At 71.2% G+C, this 19,055-nt stretch carries 15 protein-coding genes and 1 pseudogene; 14 read left to right on the top strand and 2 right to left on the bottom strand.

Features of this window, described 5'->3' with window-relative positions; translation table 11 throughout:
• Positions 1-136 precede the first annotated feature (136 nt).
• A complete protein-coding gene (bldD, locus tag ACZ63F_RS35340) occupies positions 137-640 on the bottom strand; it encodes a transcriptional regulator BldD (protein WP_293993121.1) in 504 nt (167 codons plus the stop codon).
• A 253-nt stretch (positions 641-893) separates the two neighbouring features.
• Between bldD and pyrR the strand changes: the two genes are divergently transcribed.
• The 14 genes and pseudogenes from pyrR (at position 894) to ACZ63F_RS35270 (ending at position 17,818) form a co-directional block, all read left to right on the top strand.
• Entirely contained in the window at positions 894-1,511 is a 618-nt protein-coding gene (gene pyrR, locus ACZ63F_RS35335) for a bifunctional pyr operon transcriptional regulator/uracil phosphoribosyltransferase PyrR (protein ID WP_469717478.1), read from the top strand.
• Positions 1,512-1,596: 85 nt separating this feature from the next.
• A complete protein-coding gene (locus ACZ63F_RS35330) occupies positions 1,597-2,577 on the top strand; it encodes an aspartate carbamoyltransferase catalytic subunit (protein WP_457700811.1) in 981 nt (326 codons plus the stop codon).
• A 5-nt stretch (positions 2,578-2,582) separates the two neighbouring features.
• Complete coding sequence (locus ACZ63F_RS35325) at positions 2,583-3,869, top strand: dihydroorotase (RefSeq protein WP_469717476.1); 1,287 nt, start codon at positions 2,583-2,585, stop codon at positions 3,867-3,869.
• Positions 3,866-4,435: a PH-like domain-containing protein gene (locus tag ACZ63F_RS35320; RefSeq protein WP_469717474.1), complete on the top strand. Its 570-nt coding sequence runs from the start codon at positions 3,866-3,868 to the stop codon at positions 4,433-4,435. The genes ACZ63F_RS35325 and ACZ63F_RS35320 overlap by 4 nt, the downstream gene beginning before the upstream one ends.
• On the top strand, positions 4,432-5,574 hold the full coding sequence (gene carA, locus ACZ63F_RS35315; protein WP_469717472.1) for a glutamine-hydrolyzing carbamoyl-phosphate synthase small subunit: 1,143 nt from the start codon (positions 4,432-4,434) through the stop codon (positions 5,572-5,574). Before ACZ63F_RS35320 ends, carA begins: the two co-directional genes overlap by 4 nt.
• The gene (gene carB / locus ACZ63F_RS35310) at positions 5,567-8,875 is read left to right on the top strand and encodes a carbamoyl-phosphate synthase large subunit (protein WP_469717470.1); all 3,309 of its coding nucleotides are present in this window, start codon (positions 5,567-5,569) and stop codon (positions 8,873-8,875) included. The genes carA and carB overlap by 8 nt, the downstream gene beginning before the upstream one ends.
• Positions 8,876-9,032: 157 nt before the next feature.
• Positions 9,033-10,139, top strand: a complete 1,107-nt coding sequence (locus ACZ63F_RS35305) for a quinone-dependent dihydroorotate dehydrogenase (RefSeq protein WP_469717469.1) — start codon at positions 9,033-9,035, stop codon at positions 10,137-10,139.
• Positions 10,136-10,981, top strand: a complete 846-nt coding sequence (gene pyrF, locus ACZ63F_RS35300; protein ID WP_469717467.1) for an orotidine-5'-phosphate decarboxylase — start codon at positions 10,136-10,138, stop codon at positions 10,979-10,981. Before ACZ63F_RS35305 ends, pyrF begins: the two co-directional genes overlap by 4 nt.
• Positions 10,982-11,291: 310 nt before the next feature.
• Positions 11,292-11,615 (top strand): annotated as a pseudogene (locus tag ACZ63F_RS35295) (integration host factor).
• 60 nt (positions 11,616-11,675) lie between these two features.
• Positions 11,676-12,269: a guanylate kinase gene (gmk, locus tag ACZ63F_RS35290; protein ID WP_352364534.1), complete on the top strand. Its 594-nt coding sequence runs from the start codon at positions 11,676-11,678 to the stop codon at positions 12,267-12,269.
• A 51-nt stretch (positions 12,270-12,320) separates the two neighbouring features.
• A complete protein-coding gene (gene rpoZ / locus ACZ63F_RS35285; RefSeq protein ID WP_005319902.1) occupies positions 12,321-12,593 on the top strand; it encodes a DNA-directed RNA polymerase subunit omega in 273 nt (90 codons plus the stop codon).
• Between the two features lie 97 nt (positions 12,594-12,690).
• The gene (gene coaBC, locus ACZ63F_RS35280) at positions 12,691-13,896 is read left to right on the top strand and encodes a bifunctional phosphopantothenoylcysteine decarboxylase/phosphopantothenate--cysteine ligase CoaBC (RefSeq protein ID WP_469717465.1); all 1,206 of its coding nucleotides are present in this window, start codon (positions 12,691-12,693) and stop codon (positions 13,894-13,896) included.
• A gap of 239 nt (positions 13,897-14,135) precedes the next feature.
• A complete protein-coding gene (metK, locus tag ACZ63F_RS35275) occupies positions 14,136-15,344 on the top strand; it encodes a methionine adenosyltransferase (RefSeq protein WP_351960491.1) in 1,209 nt (402 codons plus the stop codon).
• Positions 15,345-15,658: 314 nt separating this feature from the next.
• A complete protein-coding gene (locus tag ACZ63F_RS35270; RefSeq protein WP_469717463.1) occupies positions 15,659-17,818 on the top strand; it encodes a primosomal protein N' in 2,160 nt (719 codons plus the stop codon).
• Positions 17,819-17,925: 107 nt separating this feature from the next.
• On the opposite strand, the gene ACZ63F_RS35265 is transcribed toward ACZ63F_RS35270, so the two are convergent.
• On the bottom strand, positions 17,926-18,471 hold the full coding sequence (locus tag ACZ63F_RS35265) for a hypothetical protein (protein ID WP_351960489.1): 546 nt from the start codon (positions 18,469-18,471) through the stop codon (positions 17,926-17,928).
• Positions 18,472-19,055 lie beyond the last annotated feature (584 nt).

Below are 19,055 nucleotides of genomic sequence, written 5' to 3'. Positions count from 1 at the left end.
GCGGACCGTGAGGGAGGGCTGGGCCTACGTGAACAACCTGAAGGTGACCGCCGCCCCCCCCCCCCCCCCCAGCCCCCCCCCCCCCCCCCCCCCCCCCCCCCCCCCCCCCCACGTTTCTGCTCAGGCGTTGTAGGGGTCAGGCCTCTTCGTGGGTGGCCACCGCGCGGCGGGCGTCCGCGTCCAGGACGCCCCAGCTGATCAGCTGCTCGGTGAGGACCGAGGGGGACTGGTCGTAGATGACGGCCAGTGTGCGCAGGTCGTCCTGGCGGATCGACAGCACCTTGCCGTTGTAGTCACCGCGCTGGGACTGGATGGTCGCCGCGTAGCGCTGCAGGGGTCCCGCCTTCTCGGCCGGCACGTTGGCCAGCCGCTCCAGGTCGAGGACCAGCTTCGGCGGGGGCTCGGCGGCACCGCCGGGCGTCGTGCCGGGCAGCAGCTCCTGCACCGGGACCCCGTAGAAATCCGCCAACTCTGCAAGGCGCTGTACGGTCACGGCACGGTCGCCGCGCTCGTACGAACCGACCACCACGGCCTTCCAGCGACCCTGGGACTTCTCCTCGACACCGTGGAGGGAAAGGCCCTGCTGGGTGCGGATGGCCCGGAGCTTGGCCCCGAGCTGTTTGGCGTATTCGCTGGACATATAGCTCCCCGGACACTGTGTCGACGCGGCCGGCCTTGGTTCCCGCCGCGCGGCTGGTAACTCACTGTGAGGTTACGCAGCGTTACTCTGCTGCGTCAAGCCGAATGGTCCGCACCGACTCTTCCGTGGTAGCGATGACCGATTACGCCAGGGGGGTGATCGGAGGCCTCTCCGTCACCTGCTACGGTGGATGGCGCAAATCCGACGTCCTTTAAAGTCCGTCCCGTGAGGCGGAGAAGGGGGTCCGTTTCGTATGGACAAGCAGCAGAAGCCGGACACGCAGGAAAAGCCGGACGAGCACGAAAAGACCGACGCCGCGGTGCGGGCATCCGACGCGCGGCCCGTTCTCGAAGGCCCGGACATCGCGCGGGTCCTGACCCGCATCGCCCACGAGATCGTCGAGCGCGCCAAGGGCGCCGACGACGTGGTGCTCCTCGGCATCCCGACCCGCGGCGTCTTCCTCGCCCAGCGGCTCGCCGCCAAGCTGGAGCAGATCACCGACCGCAAGATGCCCGTCGGTTCGCTCGACATCACCATGTACCGCGACGACCTGCGCATGCACCCGCCGCGTGCGCTGGCCCGCACCGAGATCCCCGGTGACGGCATCGACGGCAGACTCGTGATCCTCGTCGACGACGTGCTCTTCTCCGGCCGTACCATCCGCGCCGCCCTCGACGCCCTGAACGACATCGGGCGCCCCCGAGCGGTCCAGCTGGCGGTCCTCGTCGACCGAGGCCACCGCGAACTGCCCATCCGCGCCGACTACGTCGGCAAGAACCTCCCCACGTCGTTGCGGGAGACGGTCAAGGTCCTGCTCGCCGAGGAGGACGGTCGCGACACCGTGCTGCTCGGCGCGAAGCCGACCCCGTAGCAGGCCGACGGACCCGCACCGCCCCGGTGCGCCCACGCCTGCCCGCAATCTCCCGATATGTGAACTTCCTTACGGAGCCTGACAGATGCAGCGTCATCTCATCTCGGCCGCCGACCTCACCCGCGACGACGCCGTCCTGATCCTCGACACCGCCGAGGAGATGGCCCGGGTCGCCGACCGGCCGATCAAGAAGCTGCCGACCCTGCGCGGCCGCACCGTCGTCAACCTCTTCTTCGAGGACTCGACCCGGACCCGGATCTCCTTCGAGGCCGCCGAGAAGCGCCTCTCCGCCGACGTCATCAACTTCACCGCCAAGGGGTCCAGCGTCTCCAAGGGCGAGTCCCTGAAGGACACCGCCCAGACCCTGGAGGCGATGGGCGTCGACGCCGTCGTCATCCGGCACGGCGCCTCCGGGGCGCCCTACCGGCTCGCCAACTCCGGCTGGATCGACGCGGCCGTCATCAACGCCGGTGACGGCACCCACCAGCACCCCACCCAGGCCCTCCTGGACGCCTTCACCATGCGCCGCCGCCTGGTCGGCCGGGACGCCGGGACCGGGCAGGACCTGGCCGGCAAGCGCATCACCATCGTCGGCGACGTCCTGCACAGCAGGGTCGCCCGCTCCAACGTCGACCTGCTGCACACCCTCGGCGCCGAGGTCACCCTGGTCGCCCCGCCCACCCTGGTGCCGGTCGGGGTCGAGCGGTGGCCGTGCGAGGTGTCGTACGACCTCGACGCCGTACTGCCCAAGTCCGACGCCGTGATGATGCTCCGCGTCCAGCGCGAGCGCATGAACGCGGCGTTCTTCCCGACCGAGCGCGAGTACTCGCGGCGCTACGGCCTCGACGGCGAGCGCATGGCGAAGATGCCCGAGCACGCCATCGTGATGCACCCCGGTCCGATGGTCCGCGGCATGGAGATCACCGCCGAGGTCGCCGACTCCGAGCGCTGCACCGTCGTCGAGCAGGTCGCAAACGGAGTCTCCATCCGGATGGCGGTTCTGTACCTCCTGCTCGGCGGCAACGAACCCGCCGTCAGCCACGCCCGCACCACCGAGGAGAAGTAAGACCCATGAGCAAGATCCTGATCCGTGGTGCGAAGGTGCTCGGCGGTGAGCCGCAGGACGTCCTGATCGACGGCGAGGTCATCGAGGCGGTCGGCTCCGGGCTGTCCGCCGAGGGCGCCGAGGTCGTGGAGGCCGCCGGGAAGGTGCTGCTGCCCGGCCTGGTCGACCTGCACACCCACCTGCGCGAGCCGGGGCGCGAGGACTCCGAGACGGTCCTCACCGGCACCCGCGCGGCGGCGAGCGGCGGCTACACGGCCGTGTTCGCCATGGCCAACACCTTCCCGGTCGCCGACACCGCCGGCGTCGTCGAGCAGGTCTACCGGCTCGGCCGGGAGCACGGCTACTGCGACGTCCAGCCCATCGGCGCCGTCACCGTCGGCCTGGAGGGCAGGAAGCTCGCCGAGCTGGGCGCCATGCACGAGTCGGCCGCCGGGGTCACCGTCTTCTCCGACGACGGCAAGTGCGTCGACGACGCCGTGATCATGCGCCGCGCCCTGGAGTACGTGAAGGCCTTCGGCGGGGTCGTCGCCCAGCACGCCCAGGAGCCGCGGCTGACCGAGGGCGCCCAGATGAACGAGGGCGTCGTCTCCGCCGAGCTGGGGCTCGGGGGCTGGCCCGCCGTCGCCGAGGAGTCGATCATCGCGCGCGACGTACTGCTCGCCGAGCACGTCGGCTCCCGCGTCCACATCTGCCACCTCTCGACCGCCGGCTCCGTCGAGATCGTCCGCTGGGCCAAGTCCCGGGGCATCGACGTCACCGCCGAGGTGACCCCGCACCACCTGCTCCTCACCGACGAGCTGGTGCGGTCGTACAACCCGGTCTACAAGGTCAACCCGCCGCTGCGCACCGAGCGGGATGTGCTCGCGCTGCGCGAGGCGCTCGCGGACGGCACGATCGACATCGTCGCCACCGACCACGCCCCGCACCCGCACGAGGACAAGGACTGCGAGTGGGCCGCGGCCGCCATGGGGATGGTGGGCCTGGAGACCGCTCTGTCGGTGGTGCAGGAGACCATGGTGGACACGGGCCTGCTGACCTGGGCCGGCGTCGCCGACCGGATGTCCGTCAAGCCCGCGCGGATCGGACGGGCCGCCGGTCACGGCCGCCCCGTCTCGGCAGGTGAGCCCGCCAACCTCACCCTCCTCGACACGGAATACCGTGGCCTGGTGGACCCCGCGGGCTTCGCCTCGCGCAGCCGCAACACCCCGTACGAGGGACGCGAGCTGCCGGGCCGTGTCACCCACACGTGGCTGCGGGGCAAGGCGACGCTCGTGGACGGGAAGCTGACGTGACACCTCTGATCCTGCTGGCCGACGAGAAGAAGTCGGCCGCGGTCACCGACTGGTCCGCCCGCATCGGCTGGCTCGTCGGCCTCGCCCTGTTCGTCGCGCTCGTCTACTGGCTGATGCGCGAGGGCTGGAAGTGGCGCGGCACCCTCCAGGGCGACCTCCCGGAGCTGCCCAGCGCGCCGGACGACCCGGGTGCCGTGAGACTGACGATGAGCGGCCGCTACCACGGCTCCACCACCGCCGGGCAGTGGCTGGACCGCATCGTGGCCCGCGGCCTCGGCTCCCGCAGCCGGGTCGAGCTCACCCTGACCGACGCGGGCCTGGACGTCGTGCGCCCCGGCGCGACCGACTTCTTCATCCCCGCCGGCGCGCTCCGCGAGGCCCTGCTCGGCAAGGGCATCGCGGGCAAGGTCCTCACCGAGGGCGGACTCCTCGTGGTGACCTGGGCGCACGGCGACAAGCTGATCGACTCCGGATTCCGCTCGGACCACGCGGCCGAGCACACCGAATGGGTCGACGCCCTCAACTCCATGACCAAGACACCCAGCACGGAAGGCGCCGAACGATGACGACCTCCACAAGGGGAGCCTCCAGGGTTCCCGCCGTACTCGTCCTGGAGGACGGCCGGATCTTCCGCGGCCGCGCCTACGGGGCCGTGGGGGAGACCTTCGGCGAGGCCGTGTTCTCCACCGGCATGACGGGCTACCAGGAGACCCTGACCGACCCGTCGTACGACCGCCAGATCGTGGTCGCCACCGCCCCGCAGATCGGCAACACGGGGTGGAACGACGAGGACGACGAGTCCAGCCGCATCTGGGTCTCCGGCTACGTCGTGCGCGACCCCGCGCGCGTGCCCTCCAACTGGCGGGCCAAGCGTTCGCTGGACGCGGAACTGGTCGCGCAGGGCGTGGTCGGCATCTCCGGGATCGACACCCGCGCCCTCACCCGCCACCTGCGCGAGCGCGGCTCGATGCGCGCCGGCGTCTTCTCCGGCGAGGCGATCGCCACCGACGCCGAGCTCCTCGCGCGCGTGCAGGCCCAGCCGCACATGAAGGGCGCCTCGCTCTACGAGGAGGTCGCCACCAAGGAGGCGTACGTCGTCCCCGCGGTCGGCGAGAAGCGGTTCACCGTCGCCGCCATCGACCTCGGCATCAAGGGCATGACCCCGCAGCGGATGGCCGAGCGCGGCATCGAGGTGCACGTGCTGCCCGCCACCGCCACCGAGGACGACGTGTACGCCGTCTCCCCGGACGGCGTGTTCTTCTCCAACGGCCCGGGCGACCCGGCCACGGCCGAAGGACCGGTGGCCCTGATGTCCGCCGTCCTGGAGCGGAGGACCCCGCTGTTCGGCATCTGCTTCGGCAACCAGATCCTCGGCCGCGCGCTCGGCTTCGGCACCTACAAGCTGAAGTACGGCCACCGGGGCATCAACCAGCCGGTCCAGGACCGTACGACCGGCAAGGTCGAGGTCACCGCCCACAACCACGGATTCGCCGTCGACGCCCCGCTCGACAAGGTCAGCGAGACGAAGTTCGGCCGCGCCGAGGTCTCGCACGTCTGCCTGAACGACGACGTCGTGGAGGGGCTGCAGCTGCTCGACCAGCCGGCCTTCTCCGTCCAGTACCACCCCGAAGCGGCAGCGGGCCCCCACGACGCCGCCTACCTGTTCGACCGCTTCGTTTCCCTGATGGAGGGCCAGCGTGCCTAAGCGCACCGATATCCAGTCCGTCCTGGTCATCGGCTCCGGCCCGATCGTCATCGGCCAGGCCGCCGAGTTCGACTACTCCGGCACCCAGGCCTGCCGCGTGCTGCGCGCCGAGGGCCTCAGGGTCATCCTGGTCAACTCCAACCCGGCGACGATCATGACCGACCCGGAGATCGCCGACGCGACCTACGTCGAGCCGATCACCCCGGAGTTCGTCGAGAAGATCATCGCCAAGGAGCGCCCCGACGCGCTGCTGCCCACCCTGGGCGGCCAGACGGCGCTCAACACCGCGATCTCGCTCGACAAGAACGGTGTCCTCGCCAAGTACGGCGTCGAACTGATCGGCGCCAACGTCGAGGCCATCAACAAGGGCGAGGACCGCGACCTGTTCAAGGAGGTCGTGGAGGAGGTCCGCCGGAAGATCGGGCACGGCGAGTCCGCCCGCTCCGTCATCTGCCACTCCATGGACGACGTCCTCGCGGGCGTCGACACCCTCGGCGGCTACCCCGTCGTCGTCCGCCCCTCCTTCACCATGGGCGGCGCCGGCTCGGGCTTCGCGCACGACGAGGAGGAGCTGCGCCGCATCGCCGGGCAGGGCCTCACGCTCTCGCCGACCACCGAGGTGCTCCTGGAGGAGTCCATCCTCGGCTGGAAGGAGTACGAGCTGGAGCTGATGCGCGACAAGCACGACAACGTCGTGGTCGTCTGCTCCATCGAGAACTTCGACCCCATGGGCGTGCACACCGGCGACTCGATCACCGTCGCGCCCGCGATGACGCTGACCGACCGCGAGTACCAGATCCTGCGCGACGTCGGCATCGCGATCATCCGCGAGGTCGGCGTCGACACCGGCGGCTGCAACATCCAGTTCGCCGTCAACCCCGAGGACGGCCGGGTCATCGTCATCGAGATGAACCCGCGCGTGTCGCGGTCCTCGGCGCTCGCCTCCAAGGCGACCGGCTTCCCGATCGCGAAGATCGCGGCGAAGCTGGCCGTCGGCTACACCCTGGACGAGATTCCCAACGACATCACGCAGGAGACCCCGGCCTCCTTCGAGCCCACGCTCGACTATGTGGTCGTCAAGGCCCCTCGATTCGCATTCGAGAAGTTCCCGTCCGCCGACTCCACGCTGACCACGACCATGAAGTCGGTCGGCGAGGCGATGGCCATCGGCCGCAACTTCCCCGAGGCCTTCCAGAAGGCGCTGCGCTCGCTGGAGAAGAAGGGCAGCCAGTTCACCTTCGTCGGCGATCCCGGCGACAAGCAGGCGCTGCTGCACGAGGCGGTACGGCCCACCGACGGCCGGATCAACACCGTCATGCAGGCCATCAGGGCGGGCGCCACGCCCGAGGAGGTCTTCGAGTTCACGAAGATCGACCCGTGGTTCGTCGACCAGCTCTTCCTGATCAAGGAGATCGCCGACGAGCTGGCCGGGGCGCCGGAGCTGAGCGCCGAGCTGATCGCCGACGCCAAGCGGCACGGCTTCTCCGACCAGCAGATCGCCGAGATCCGCGGCCTGCGCGAGGACGTCGTGCGCGAGGTCCGGCACGCGCTGGGCGTGCGCCCGGTCTACAAGACGGTCGACACCTGCGCCGCCGAGTTCGCCGCGAAGACCCCGTACTTCTACTCCTCCTACGACGAGGAGACCGAGGTCGCGCCGCGCGAGAAGCCGGCCGTCATCATCCTGGGCTCCGGCCCCAACCGCATCGGTCAGGGCATCGAGTTCGACTACTCGTGCGTGCACGCGTCCTTCGCGCTGAGCGAGGCCGGCTACGAGACGGTCATGGTCAACTGCAACCCGGAGACCGTCTCCACCGACTACGACACCTCCGACCGGCTCTACTTCGAGCCGCTCACGCTGGAGGACGTGCTGGAGATCGTGCACGCCGAGCAGCAGGCCGGTCCGGTCGCGGGCGTGGTCGTGCAGCTGGGCGGCCAGACCCCGCTGGGCCTGTCCCAGGCGCTCAAGGACAACGGCGTGCCGATCGTCGGTACGTCCCCCGAGGCGATCCACGCCGCCGAGGACCGCGGCGCCTTCGGCCGGGTCCTCGCGGAGGCGGGCCTGCCGGCCCCCAAGCACGGCACGGCGACCACCTTCGCCGAGGCAAAGGCCATCGCCGACGAGATCGGCTACCCGGTGCTCGTCCGCCCGTCGTACGTGCTCGGCGGGCGCGGCATGGAGATCGTCTACGACGAGACCCGGCTGGCGGCGTACATCGCCGAGTCGACCGAGATCAGCCCCACCCGGCCGGTCCTCGTCGACCGGTTCCTGGACGACGCCATCGAGATCGACGTCGACGCGCTCTACGACGGCGAGGAGCTGTACCTCGGCGGCGTCATGGAGCACATCGAGGAGGCCGGCATCCACTCCGGCGACTCGGCCTGCGCCCTGCCCCCGATCACGCTCGGCGGCTTCGACATCAAGCGGCTGCGCGCCTCGACCGAGGCCATCGCGAAGGGTGTCGGCGTACGCGGTCTGATCAACATCCAGTTCGCGATGGCCGGGGACATCCTGTACGTCCTCGAAGCCAACCCGCGCGCGTCCCGCACGGTTCCCTTCACCTCGAAGGCGACCGCGGTGCCGCTGGCCAAGGCCGCCGCCCGGATCTCGCTGGGCGCGACCGTCGCCGAACTGCGCGCCGAGGGACTGCTGCCAGCCCGCGGTGACGGCGGCGAGCTGCCGTTCGACGCGCCGATCTCCGTGAAGGAGGCGGTCATGCCGTGGTCGCGGTTCCGCGACATCCACGGGCGGGGCGTCGACACGGTCCTCGGCCCGGAGATGCGCTCCACGGGCGAGGTCATGGGCATCGACTCGGTCTTCGGCACGGCGTACGCCAAGTCGCAGGCGGGGGCGTACGGCCCGCTGCCGACCAAGGGCCGCGCGTTCATCTCCGTCGCCAACCGCGACAAGCGCTCCATGATCTTCCCGGCACGCGAGCTGGTCGCCCACGGTTTCGAGCTGCTGGCCACCTCCGGCACGGCCGAGGTGCTCAAGCGCAACGGCATCAACGCGACCGTCGTCCGCAAACAGTCGGAGGGGATCGGCCCCAACGGCGAGCGGACGATCGTGCAGCTCATCCACGACGGCGAGGTGGACCTCATCGTCAACACGCCGTACGGCACCGGGGGTCGCCTGGACGGGTACGAGATCAGGACGGCCGCGGTGGCCCGGTCGGTGCCGTGCCTGACCACCGTGCAGGCGCTGGCGGCGGCTGTGCAGGGTATTGACGCGCTGAACCACGGGGACGTGGGTGTGCGGTCGCTGCAGGAGCATGCGGAGCGTTTGACGGCCGCGCGGGACTGATAGGTCGTGGTTCGGCTGCGGGCCGGTTGTGGCTGGTCGCGCAGTTCCTCCCCCAGCCTCCGGCCGGGGGCACCCCCAGCGCCCCTTTGGGGCGCGTTGGCCAGCTGTCTATGAAGGGGGGCACCGGTGACGGTGTCCCCCTCCGCATGAGGACTTCATGTACAAGATCTTCTTCAACCTCGTTTTCAAGCGGATGGATCCGGAGCAGGCCCACCACCTCGCCTTCCGGTGGATTCGGCTCGCCGCCCGTGTCCCCGTGCTGCGTACCTTCGTCGCCGCCGCGCTCGCGCCGCGCTACAAGGAGCTGCGCACCGAGGCCTTCGGGCTGCGGATGCACGGGCCCTTCGGGCTGGCCGCGGGCTTCGACAAGAACGCGGTCGCGATCGACGGGATGTCGATGCTCGGGTTCGACCACGTCGAGATCGGGACCGTGACCGGGGAGGCGCAGCCCGGCAACCCCCGCAAGCGGATGTTCCGGCTCGTCGCCGACCGGGCGCTGATCAACCGGATGGGGTTCAACAACGACGGCTCCCTGACCGTCGCCGCGCGGCTGGCGACCCGTGAGCCCGTGTTCAGGACCGTCGTGGGCGTCAACATCGGCAAGACCAAGGTGGTACCCGAGGCCGAGGCCGTCGGTGACTACGTGAAGTCGGCCGAGCGGCTCGCGCCGTACGCGGACTACCTGGTCGTGAACGTGTCGTCGCCGAACACGCCGGGCCTGCGCAACCTCCAGGCCGTCGATCACCTCCGGCCGCTGCTGACGGCCGTGCGCGAGGCCGCCGACCGGGTGGCGGCGAACCGCCGGGTGCCGCTGCTGGTGAAGATCGCGCCGGACCTCGCCGACGAGGACGTGGACGCCGTCGCGGACCTGGCCGTGGAGCTGGGTCTGGACGGGATCATCGCCACCAACACCACGATCGCGCGCGAGGGGCTCGGACTGCGGTCGGATCCCGCCCTGGTGAAGGAGACCGGGGGGCTCTCCGGGGCGCCGCTCAAGGCACGCTCCCTGGAGGTGCTGCGGCGGCTGTACGCGCGCGTGGGCGACCGGATCACCCTGGTGGGCGTGGGGGGCGTCGAGGACGCCGAGGACGCCTGGCAGCGCATCCTGGCTGGTGCCACGCTCGTCCAGGGCTACAGCGCCTTCATCTACCAGGGGCCCTTCTGGGGCCGCGCCGTCCACAAGGGCCTCGCGGCACGCCTGCGCACCAGCCCGTACGCCACCCTCGCCGACGCGGTCGGCGCCGACGTGAGGAAGACCGTATGAGCCCCTTGGAGCCCTTCGGCGCGCGGCTGCGCCGCGCGATGGACGAGCGCGGTCCGCTGTGCGTCGGTATCGACCCGCACGCCTCGCTGCTCTCCGAGTGGGGTCTGAACGACGACGTGGCGGGCCTGGAGCGGTTCAGCCGCACCGTCGTCGAGGCGGTGGCCGACCGGGTCGCCGTGATGAAGCCGCAGAGCGCGTTCTTCGAGCGGTTCGGCTCGCGCGGAATCGCCGTGCTGGAGCGGGTGGTCGAGGAGGCGCGGGCGGCCGGGACGCTGGTCGTCATGGACGCCAAGCGCGGCGACATCGGCTCGACCATGGCCGGGTACGCGGAGGCCTTCCTGAGCAAGGACGCCCCGCTGTTCTCGGACGCCTTGACCGTCTCGCCGTACCTCGGCTACGGCTCGCTCAGCCCGGCCGTCGCGCTGGCCAGGGAGAGCGGGGCCGGCCTGTTCGTGCTGGCGCTCACCTCCAACCCGGAGGGGCCCGAGGTGCAGCACGCGGTCCGCGCCGACGGGCGCACGGTCGGCGCGACCGTCCTGGCCCACCTCGCCGCCGAGAACACGGGTGAGGAGCCGCTGGGTTCCTTCGGTGCCGTCGTCGGTGCCACGGTCGGCGATCTGTCGTCGTACGACCTCGGCATCAACGGTCCGCTCCTCGCCCCGGGCGTCGGCGCGCAGGGGGCGACGGCGGCCGACCTGCCCACGGTCTTCGGGCCCGCGGTGCGCAACGTGGTTCCAAACGTGAGCCGAGGTGTTTTGCGTCACGGTCCTGATGTCGGGGCCCTGCGGGCGGCCGCGGAGCGGTTCGCGGGCGAGATCCGGGATGTCGTCGCAGGTCGGTGAGGGCTCCGGCGAGAGTCCTGGAAGTGCTCCGCCGGGCACTTCGGCGACCGCCCGATCGTGAATACATCCTCAAATCCGGGGCAGTATGTCTGAAATGTCCGTCCTGACGGAGGCTGACCAGGACTTTTCCGCTGTTCTCGCTGACTCCGGCGGACTTGCCCGCTAGTCTCCGAGCAGTGGGGGCACCCCCACACCCTTTAGGTAGTGGGGGACAACGGGCAAGCGTGTTGCTCGTAGCTCCCCAGGTGTGGGGCGACTAGGTTCCTCACCGGTCCGTATCCGACAGTTCGACATCCGAGGTGACGTAGGCGTGGCTCTTCCGCCCCTTACCCCTGAACAGCGCGCAGCCGCGCTCGAAAAGGCCGCCGCGGCTCGCCGGGAGCGGGCCGAGGTCAAGAATCGACTCAAGCACTCCGGCGCCTCTCTTCACGAGGTCATCAAGCAGGGCCAGGAAAACGACGTCATCGGCAAGATGAAGGTCTCCGCCCTGCTCGAGTCCCTGCCGGGCGTGGGCAAGGTCCGCGCCAAGCAGATCATGGAGTGACTCGGGATCTCCGAGAGCCGCCGCGTGCGTGGTCTCGGTTCCAACCAGATCGCCTCCCTGGAGCGCGAGTTCGGCAGCACCGGCTCCTGATCACGGGGCCGTCCGGGAGGGCCGTCCCGGACGGCCTGCGATTGCTGGAATAATCGCTGCATGGCTGCAACATTCCGGGGGACGACCCCCGAGCCCCCGGACGATCGTCCGCGGCTGACCGTGCTCTCCGGCCCCTCCGGGGTCGGCAAGAGCACGGTCGTCGCCCATATGCGCAAGGAACACCCCGAGGTCTGGCTCTCGGTGTCGGCGACCACGCGCAAGCCCCGCCCCGGCGAGAAGCACGGCGTCCACTACTTCTTCGTCTCCGACGAGGAGATGGACAAACTGATCGCCAACGGCGAACTCCTGGAGTGGGCCGAGTTCGCCGGCAACCGCTACGGCACCCCGCGCGCCGCGGTGCTCGAGCACCTGGAGGCCGGCGTGCCGGTCCTCCTGGAGATCGACCTCCAGGGTGCCCGGCAGGTCCGCGAGACCATGCCGGAGGGCCGGCTGGTGTTCCTGGCCCCTCCGTCCTGGGAGGAGCTGGTGCGCAGGCTCACCGGGCGCGGCACCGAGGCGCCCGAGGTGATCGAGCGGCGGCTGGACGCGGCCAGGGTCGAACTCGCGGCCGAGCCGGAGTTCGACGAAACCCTGGTCAACACCTCCGTCAAGGACGTGGCGCGCGAGCTGCTAGCCTTGATGGACGTTGTGTGATCGTTGCTGATCATTCAGACTGAATCTTTCCCATCCATCGGAAGGCAGAGCGTGTCCTCTTCCATCACCGCGCCCGAGGGCATCATCAACCCTCCGATCGACGAGCTCCTCGAGGCCACCGACTCGAAGTACAGCCTCGTGATCTACGCGGCCAAGCGCGCCCGTCAGATCAACGCGTACTACTCGCAGCTCGGCGAGGGCCTCCTCGAGTACGTCGGTCCGCTCGTCGACACCCACGTCCACGAGAAGCCGCTCTCCATCGCCCTGCGCGAGATCAACGCGGGTCTGCTGACGTCCGAGGCCATCGAGGGTCCGGCGCAGTAGTACTTTCGTATTGCGGTTGACTTATCCACAGGCCCGGCAGCCGACTGCCGGGCCTGTGGTGTGTGATGGCGTCATGGATTCGACGAGTGGAGGCCCGGTGGGAAAGCCGAAGGTCGTGCTGGGGGTCAGCGGCGGCATCGCCGCGTACAAGGCCTGTGAGCTGCTGCGGAGGTTCACGGAGTCGGGCCACGACGTCCGGGTCGTGCCCACCGCCTCCGCGCTGCACTTCGTCGGCGCCGCGACCTGGTCCGCCCTGTCCGGCAACCCGGTCTCCACCGAGGTCTGGGACCACGTCGAGGAGGTCCCGCACGTCCGCATCGGCCAGCACGCCGACCTGGTCGTCGTGGCCCCGGCCACCGCCGACATGCTCGCCAAGGCGGCCCACGGCCTCGCCGACGACCTGCTCACCAACACCCTCCTCACCGCCCGCTGCCCGGTCGTCTTCGCCCCCGCGATGCACACGGAGATGTGGGAGCACCCGGCCACCCAGGAGAACGTGGCCACGCTGCGCCGCCGCGGCGCCGTCGTGATCGACCCGGCGGTCGGCCGCCTCACCGGCGTCGACACCGGCAAGGGCCGCTTCCCCGACCCGGCGGAGATCTTCGAGGCCTGCCGCCGCGTCCTGGCGAGAGGAGCGGCGGACCCCGACCTGGCCGGCCGCCACGTCGTCGTCTCCGCCGGCGGCACCCGGGAGCCCCTCGACCCTGTCCGCTTCCTGGGCAACCGCTCCTCGGGCAAGCAGGGCTACGCCCTCGCCCGCACGGCCGCCGCACGGGGCGCCCGCGTGACGCTGGTCGCCGCCAACACCACGGGACTGCCCGACCCGGCCGGCGTGGACGTCGTCCCGGTCGGTACGGCCGTACAGCTGCGGGAGGCGGTGCTGAAGGCGGCCGCCGACGCCGACGCCGTGGTGATGGCCGCCGCCGTCGCCGACTTCCGCCCCGCGGTCTACGCGGCCGGGAAGATCAAGAAGAAGGACGGCCAGGAACCCGAGCCGGTCGTCCTGGTGCGGAATCCGGACATCCTCGCGGAGATCTCGGCCGACCGGGCGCGGTCCGGACAGGTGATCGTCGGCTTCGCCGCCGAGACCGACGACGTCCTCGCCAACGGCCGGACCAAGCTCGCCCGCAAGGGCTGCGACCTGCTCGTGGTGAACGAGGTGGGGGAGCGCAAGACCTTCGGCTCCGAGGAGAACGAGGCCGTGGTGCTCGGGGCCGACGGCAGCGAGACACCGGTGCCGCACGGGCCGAAGGAGGCTCTCGCCGACATCGTCTGGGACCTGGTGGCGGCCCGTTTGGGTTAACTTATTTCAGCCGTATGTCAACTTTCCGGGACGTGACATTGCGGTGCGGGGGCTCTGGTCAAGGCCGCCGGCCATTGGGCAGAATGCCCGTGCCGCAGGTCACAGCACTTCCGAGTGTCGAGACAGGTAGGCCGGCGGCCGAGTGCGACCGATAAACTGTTCTCGGACGACGCCCGGGTGCAGCCCCCGTGTCGTCCGCCAATGATCAGACAGCAGCCGCTGCAACCCCAGGGAGCGTTGTGTCCCGTCGCCTGTTCACCTCGGAGTCCGTGACCGAGGGTCACCCCGACAAGATCGCTGACCAGATCAGCGACACCATTCTCGACGCGCTGCTGCGCGAGGACCCGTCCTCCCGGGTCGCCGTCGAGACGCTGATCACCACCGGCCTGGTGCACGTGGCCGGCGAGGTCACGACCAAGACGTACGCGGACATCGCGACGCTGGTCCGCAACAAGATCCTGGAGATCGGCTACGACTCCTCGAAGAAGGGCTTCGACGGCGCCTCCTGCGGCGTCTCGGTCTCGATCGGCGCGCAGTCCCCGGACATCGCCCAGGGCGTGGACTCGGCGTACGAGAACCGGGTCGAGGGCGACGAGGACGAGCTCGACAAGCAGGGCGCCGGCGACCAGGGCCTGATGTTCGGCTACGCGACGGACGAGACGCCGACGCTGATGCCGCTCCCGATCTTCCTGGCGCACCGCCTCTCCAAGCGCCTCTCCGAGGTCCGCAAGAACGGCACCATCCCCTACCTGCGCCCCGACGGCAAGACGCAGGTCACCATCGAGTACGACGGTGACAAGGCCGTCCGCCTCGACACGGTCGTGGTCTCCAGCCAGCACGCCTCCGACATCGACCTGGAGTCGCTGCTCGCCCCCGACATCCGCGAGTTCGTCGTGGAGCCGGAGCTGAAGGCGCTGCTGGACGACGGCATCAAGCTCGACACCGAGAACTACCGTCTGCTGGTCAACCCCACCGGCCGCTTCGAGATCGGCGGGCCGATGGGCGACGCCGGCCTGACCGGCCGCAAGATCATCATCGACACCTACGGCGGCATGGCCCGCCACGGTGGCGGTGCCTTCTCCGGCAAGGACCCGTCCAAGGTCGACCGCTCGGCCGCCTACGCCATGCGCTGGGTCGCCAAGAACGTCGTCGCCGCCGGCCTGGCCGCCCGCTGCGAGGTCCAGGTCGCGTACGCGATCGGCAAGGCCGAGCCCGTCGGCCTCTTCGTCGAGACCTTCGGCACGGCCAAGGTCGACCACGAGAAGATCGAGAAGGCCATCGACGAGGTCTTCGACCTGCGTCCGGCCGCCATCATCCGCGACCTCGACCTGCTCCGCCCGATCTACGCCCAGACCGCCGCGTACGGCCACTTCGGCCGTGAGCTCCCCGACTTCACCTGGGAGCGCACGGACCGCGTGGACGCCCTGCGTGCGGCCGTGGGTCTGTAACCCCTGGAGCAGCCGCTGCCGAGGCCCGGCCTCCCTTCGGGGGAGCCGGGCCTCGGCACGTCCGGGGAGACCGGGGAACTTGACGCCTTCCCGGGCTGCGGACATCGGCTGGTCGCCGGGAACGGGTGATCGGCAGGGTGGGGCCCTCCCGGTGCGACGGCTCCGGTCACTTCTGTCGAGCGTGCCCATGGGCGCGCGGCGATACCGATGTGTTCCGGCCGTTGCCGGACTGATCTCAGGAGACCCGCGCCGCCCGGGCCGAACGGCGGGCCGGACGGCCTCGGTTGTCAGTGGTCTTTGGTAAGAATGCAAGGGTGAGCAGCGAGAACGAGCAGGGGGGCGGGGGCGCCGGAGGGGCGCCGCCGGAGCAGCTCGCGCTCATTCGGGAGAGCGTGCGGGGGGCCAAGGCGCCCCGGGCCAAGCCGCGGACCTGGCGGGGCGCCGCGGTGGCCGAGCGGTTGCCGGTCGCGCGGGTGCTCGTGGACAAGGGTGTGCTCCACCTCGACCGCTACTTCGACTACGCAGTCCCCGCCGAGCTGGACGCCGACGCGCAGCCGGGGGTGCGGGTGCGCGTGCGGTTCGGGGCCGGGCGGCACCGGGTGCGGGACGGGCGCCGCGAGGGCGGAGGGCTCATCGACGGGTTCCTCATCGAGCGGCTCGCCGAGTCCGACTACTCGGGGCCGCTGGCCGCGCTGGCCCAGGTGGTGTCGCCCGAGCCGGTCCTGAGCGAGGAACTGCTGCGGCTCGCACGCGCGGTCGCCGACCGGTATGCGGGGAGCCTCGCGGATGTGCTGCAGCTGGCCGTGCCGCCGCGCAGCGCGCGGGCCGAGAAGCGGCCGTCGCCGGAGCCGCTGCCGCCCCCGCCCGTGCCGGGTGCCGGAAGCTGGTCGCGGTACGAGCACGGGGCCGCCTTCGTCGAGTCGCTGGCCTCCGGCGGCGCACCGCGCGCCGTGTGGAACGCCCTGCCGGGTCCCGGCTGGAGCGAGGAGATCGCCAGGGCCGTCGCCGCCACGCTCGCTTCGGGACGCGGCGCGCTGGTCGTCGTACCGGACGGGCGGGCCGCCGCGCGGGTCGATGCCGCCCTGACCGAGGTGCTGGGCGAGGGCCGGCACGCGCTGCTCACTGCCGACGCCGGGCCCGAGAAGCGGTACGCGCAGTGGCTCGCTGTCAGTCGCGGGTCGGTACGGGCCGTCGTGGGGACGCGGGCGGCCATGTTCGCGCCCGTGCGGGGTCTCGGGCTCGTCGCGATCTGGGACGACGGGGACGACAGCCACAGCGAGCAGCACGCTCCGCAGCCGCATGCGCGGGATGTGCTGCTGTTGCGGGCGGCGCTGGACAAGTGCGCGTTTCTGCTCGGGAGTTGGAGCTGCACGGTGGAGGCCGCGCAGCTGGTGGAGAACGGCTGGGCGCGGCCCCTGGTGGCGGGCAGGGAACAGGTGCGGAAGGCCGCGCCGCTGGTGCGGACGGTCGGGGACGGAGACCTCGCGCGGGACGAGGCCGCACGCGCCGCCCGGTTGCCCACGCTCGCCTGGCAGGCCGTCCGGGACGGCCTGCGGCACGGTCCGGTGCTGGTGCAGGTGCCACGGCGGGGGTATGTGCCGCGGATGGCCTGCGCCCAGTGCCGGGCGCCGGCCCGCTGCCGGCACTGTGCCGGTCCGCTGGAGGCGCGGGACGCCGGGGCGCTGCAGTGCGGGTGGTGCGGACGGGCGGAGAACGACTGGCACTGCCCGGAGTGCGGCGGCTTCCGGCTGCGCGCCCAGGTGGTCGGCGCCCGGCGGACCGCCGAGGAGCTGGGGCGGGCCTTTCCCGCCGTCCCCGTACGGACCTCGGGACGCGAGCAGGTGCTGGACACCGTGCCCGGGACACCGGCGCTGGTCGTGAGCACACCGGGCGCCGAGCCGGTCGCCGAGGGCGGCTACGCGGCGGCCCTGCTGCTGGACGGCTGGGCGATGCTCGGGCGGCCCGATCTGCGGGCCGGCGAGGACGCGCTGCGCCGGTGGATCGCGGCCGGGGCGCTGGTGCGGCCGCAGGCGGACGGGGGGACCGTGGTCGTCGTCGCGGAGCCGACGCTGCGGCCCGTGCAGGCGCTGGTGCGGTGGGATCCCGTCGGGCACGCGGTGCGGGAGCTCGCCGAGCGGGCGGAGCTGGGGTTTCCGCCGGTGTCGCGGATGGCGGCGGTGTCGGGGACCGCGGAGGCGCTCGCCGGGTTCCTCGGTACGGCCGAACTGCCGCCGGACGCCGAGGTGTTGGGGCCGGTTCCGGTACCCGTGGTGCGGGCCGGGGCGCCTCGGCGGGCGGGTGCGCCGCCGCCGGGGGAGCACTGGGAGCGGGCGCTGGTACGGGTGCCGCCGGGGAGCGGGGCGGCGCTCGCCGCCGCCCTGAAGTCGGCGCAGGCCGCCCGGATGGCGCGGGGGAGCGGGACCGGGGGCGGGGATGCGGTGCGGGTGCGGATCGATCCGCCGGACATCGGGTGAGCGGGCGGACGGCTGCCCTCCCGGATGCCTGCCGGGAGGGCGGGAGCACGGGCGGGCCGTCGGCCCTTGCCGACGGCAGCCGTTGCGTGGGTCAGCCGTTGCGTGGGTCAGCCGTTGCGCGGGCCGGGGAAGGCCGTCGGCCTGGCCTCGTCGCGGAGGGCGGGGCTGCCCGCGGTCGGCTGGGTCGGCATGGAGCGGGCGGCCGGGACCGTGGGCACCGTGGGCAGGGCTCCGGCCACGTTGAGCGTGCGGGTGCCGGACGGTTCCGTGGACCGGTCGGGATCGGCCGCCGCTGTCTGGGCCGCGGCGCGGCGGGCGCCGTAACGGCGGTGTACGGCCTGCTTGGTGACGCCGAGCGCGGAGCCGACCGCGTCCCACGAGAAGCCGAGCGAGCGGTCGAAGTCCACGGCGGCCGTGACCAGGGTTTCGACACTGTCCCGGAGTTCCTGGGCGAGCCGGACCGTCGGGGCGGGGGCGCGTCCGTAGACGACGAAGCCCGTGGACGGCCCGGATCGGCGCGGGCGGTAGACGTTGCCCAACTGGGCGGTGAGCGTGCGTAGTGCGTCCACCTGGCGACGGACCCGCTCGATGTCCCGCACCAGCAAGTGCAGGCTGGCCCGGGCCTGGGCGTCGTGGGTTGCGTGGTCGGCCATGAACAAGCCTCTCGAACCGGCGTTGAAAGGAATGGGCCGCGTATGCGGCCCGTAGTGGTCAACTCTCTCTTGACCAACGCGTGGGCGCTCCGCTGGTCACGGTGTGGGGGCGTATGGGCATATGCGTACGCCGGGTCTGCACCACCGGGTGTTCTCCCACCCGCGCACCGCCCGTCTCGGTCGATGGAGAGGTCGAGCGACTTGTGGGGGTGCTCGCCGTCGGCGGGTTGGGGTTTCGTGGGCCATTGTGTGTTCGCCTGCCCGCGCATCGCCCGTCTCGGTTGGCGGAGGGGTTGAGTGACTTGTGGGGGTGCTCGCTGTTGGCGGGTTGGGGTTTCGTGGGCCATTGTGTGTTCGCCTGCCCGCGCATCGCCCGTCTCGGTTGGCGGAGGGGTTGAGTGACTTGTGGGGGTGCTCGCTGTTGGCGGGTTGGGGTTTCGTGGGCCATTGTGTGTTCGCCTGCCCGCGCATCGCCCGTCTCGGTCGGTGTGAACCGTTCCGGGTTTGATCGAGACTCTAGGTCGTGACTGTGACCTGGGACTTCGTGGTTTCGCGGTAGTACTTGGTCTCGTATTCGGCGGGTG

This window comes from Streptomyces sp. NPDC104761 (assembly GCF_055583445.1).
Note: the sequence above shows the minus strand (reverse complement) of the source record. Positions and strands in the feature narration are given on the sequence as shown.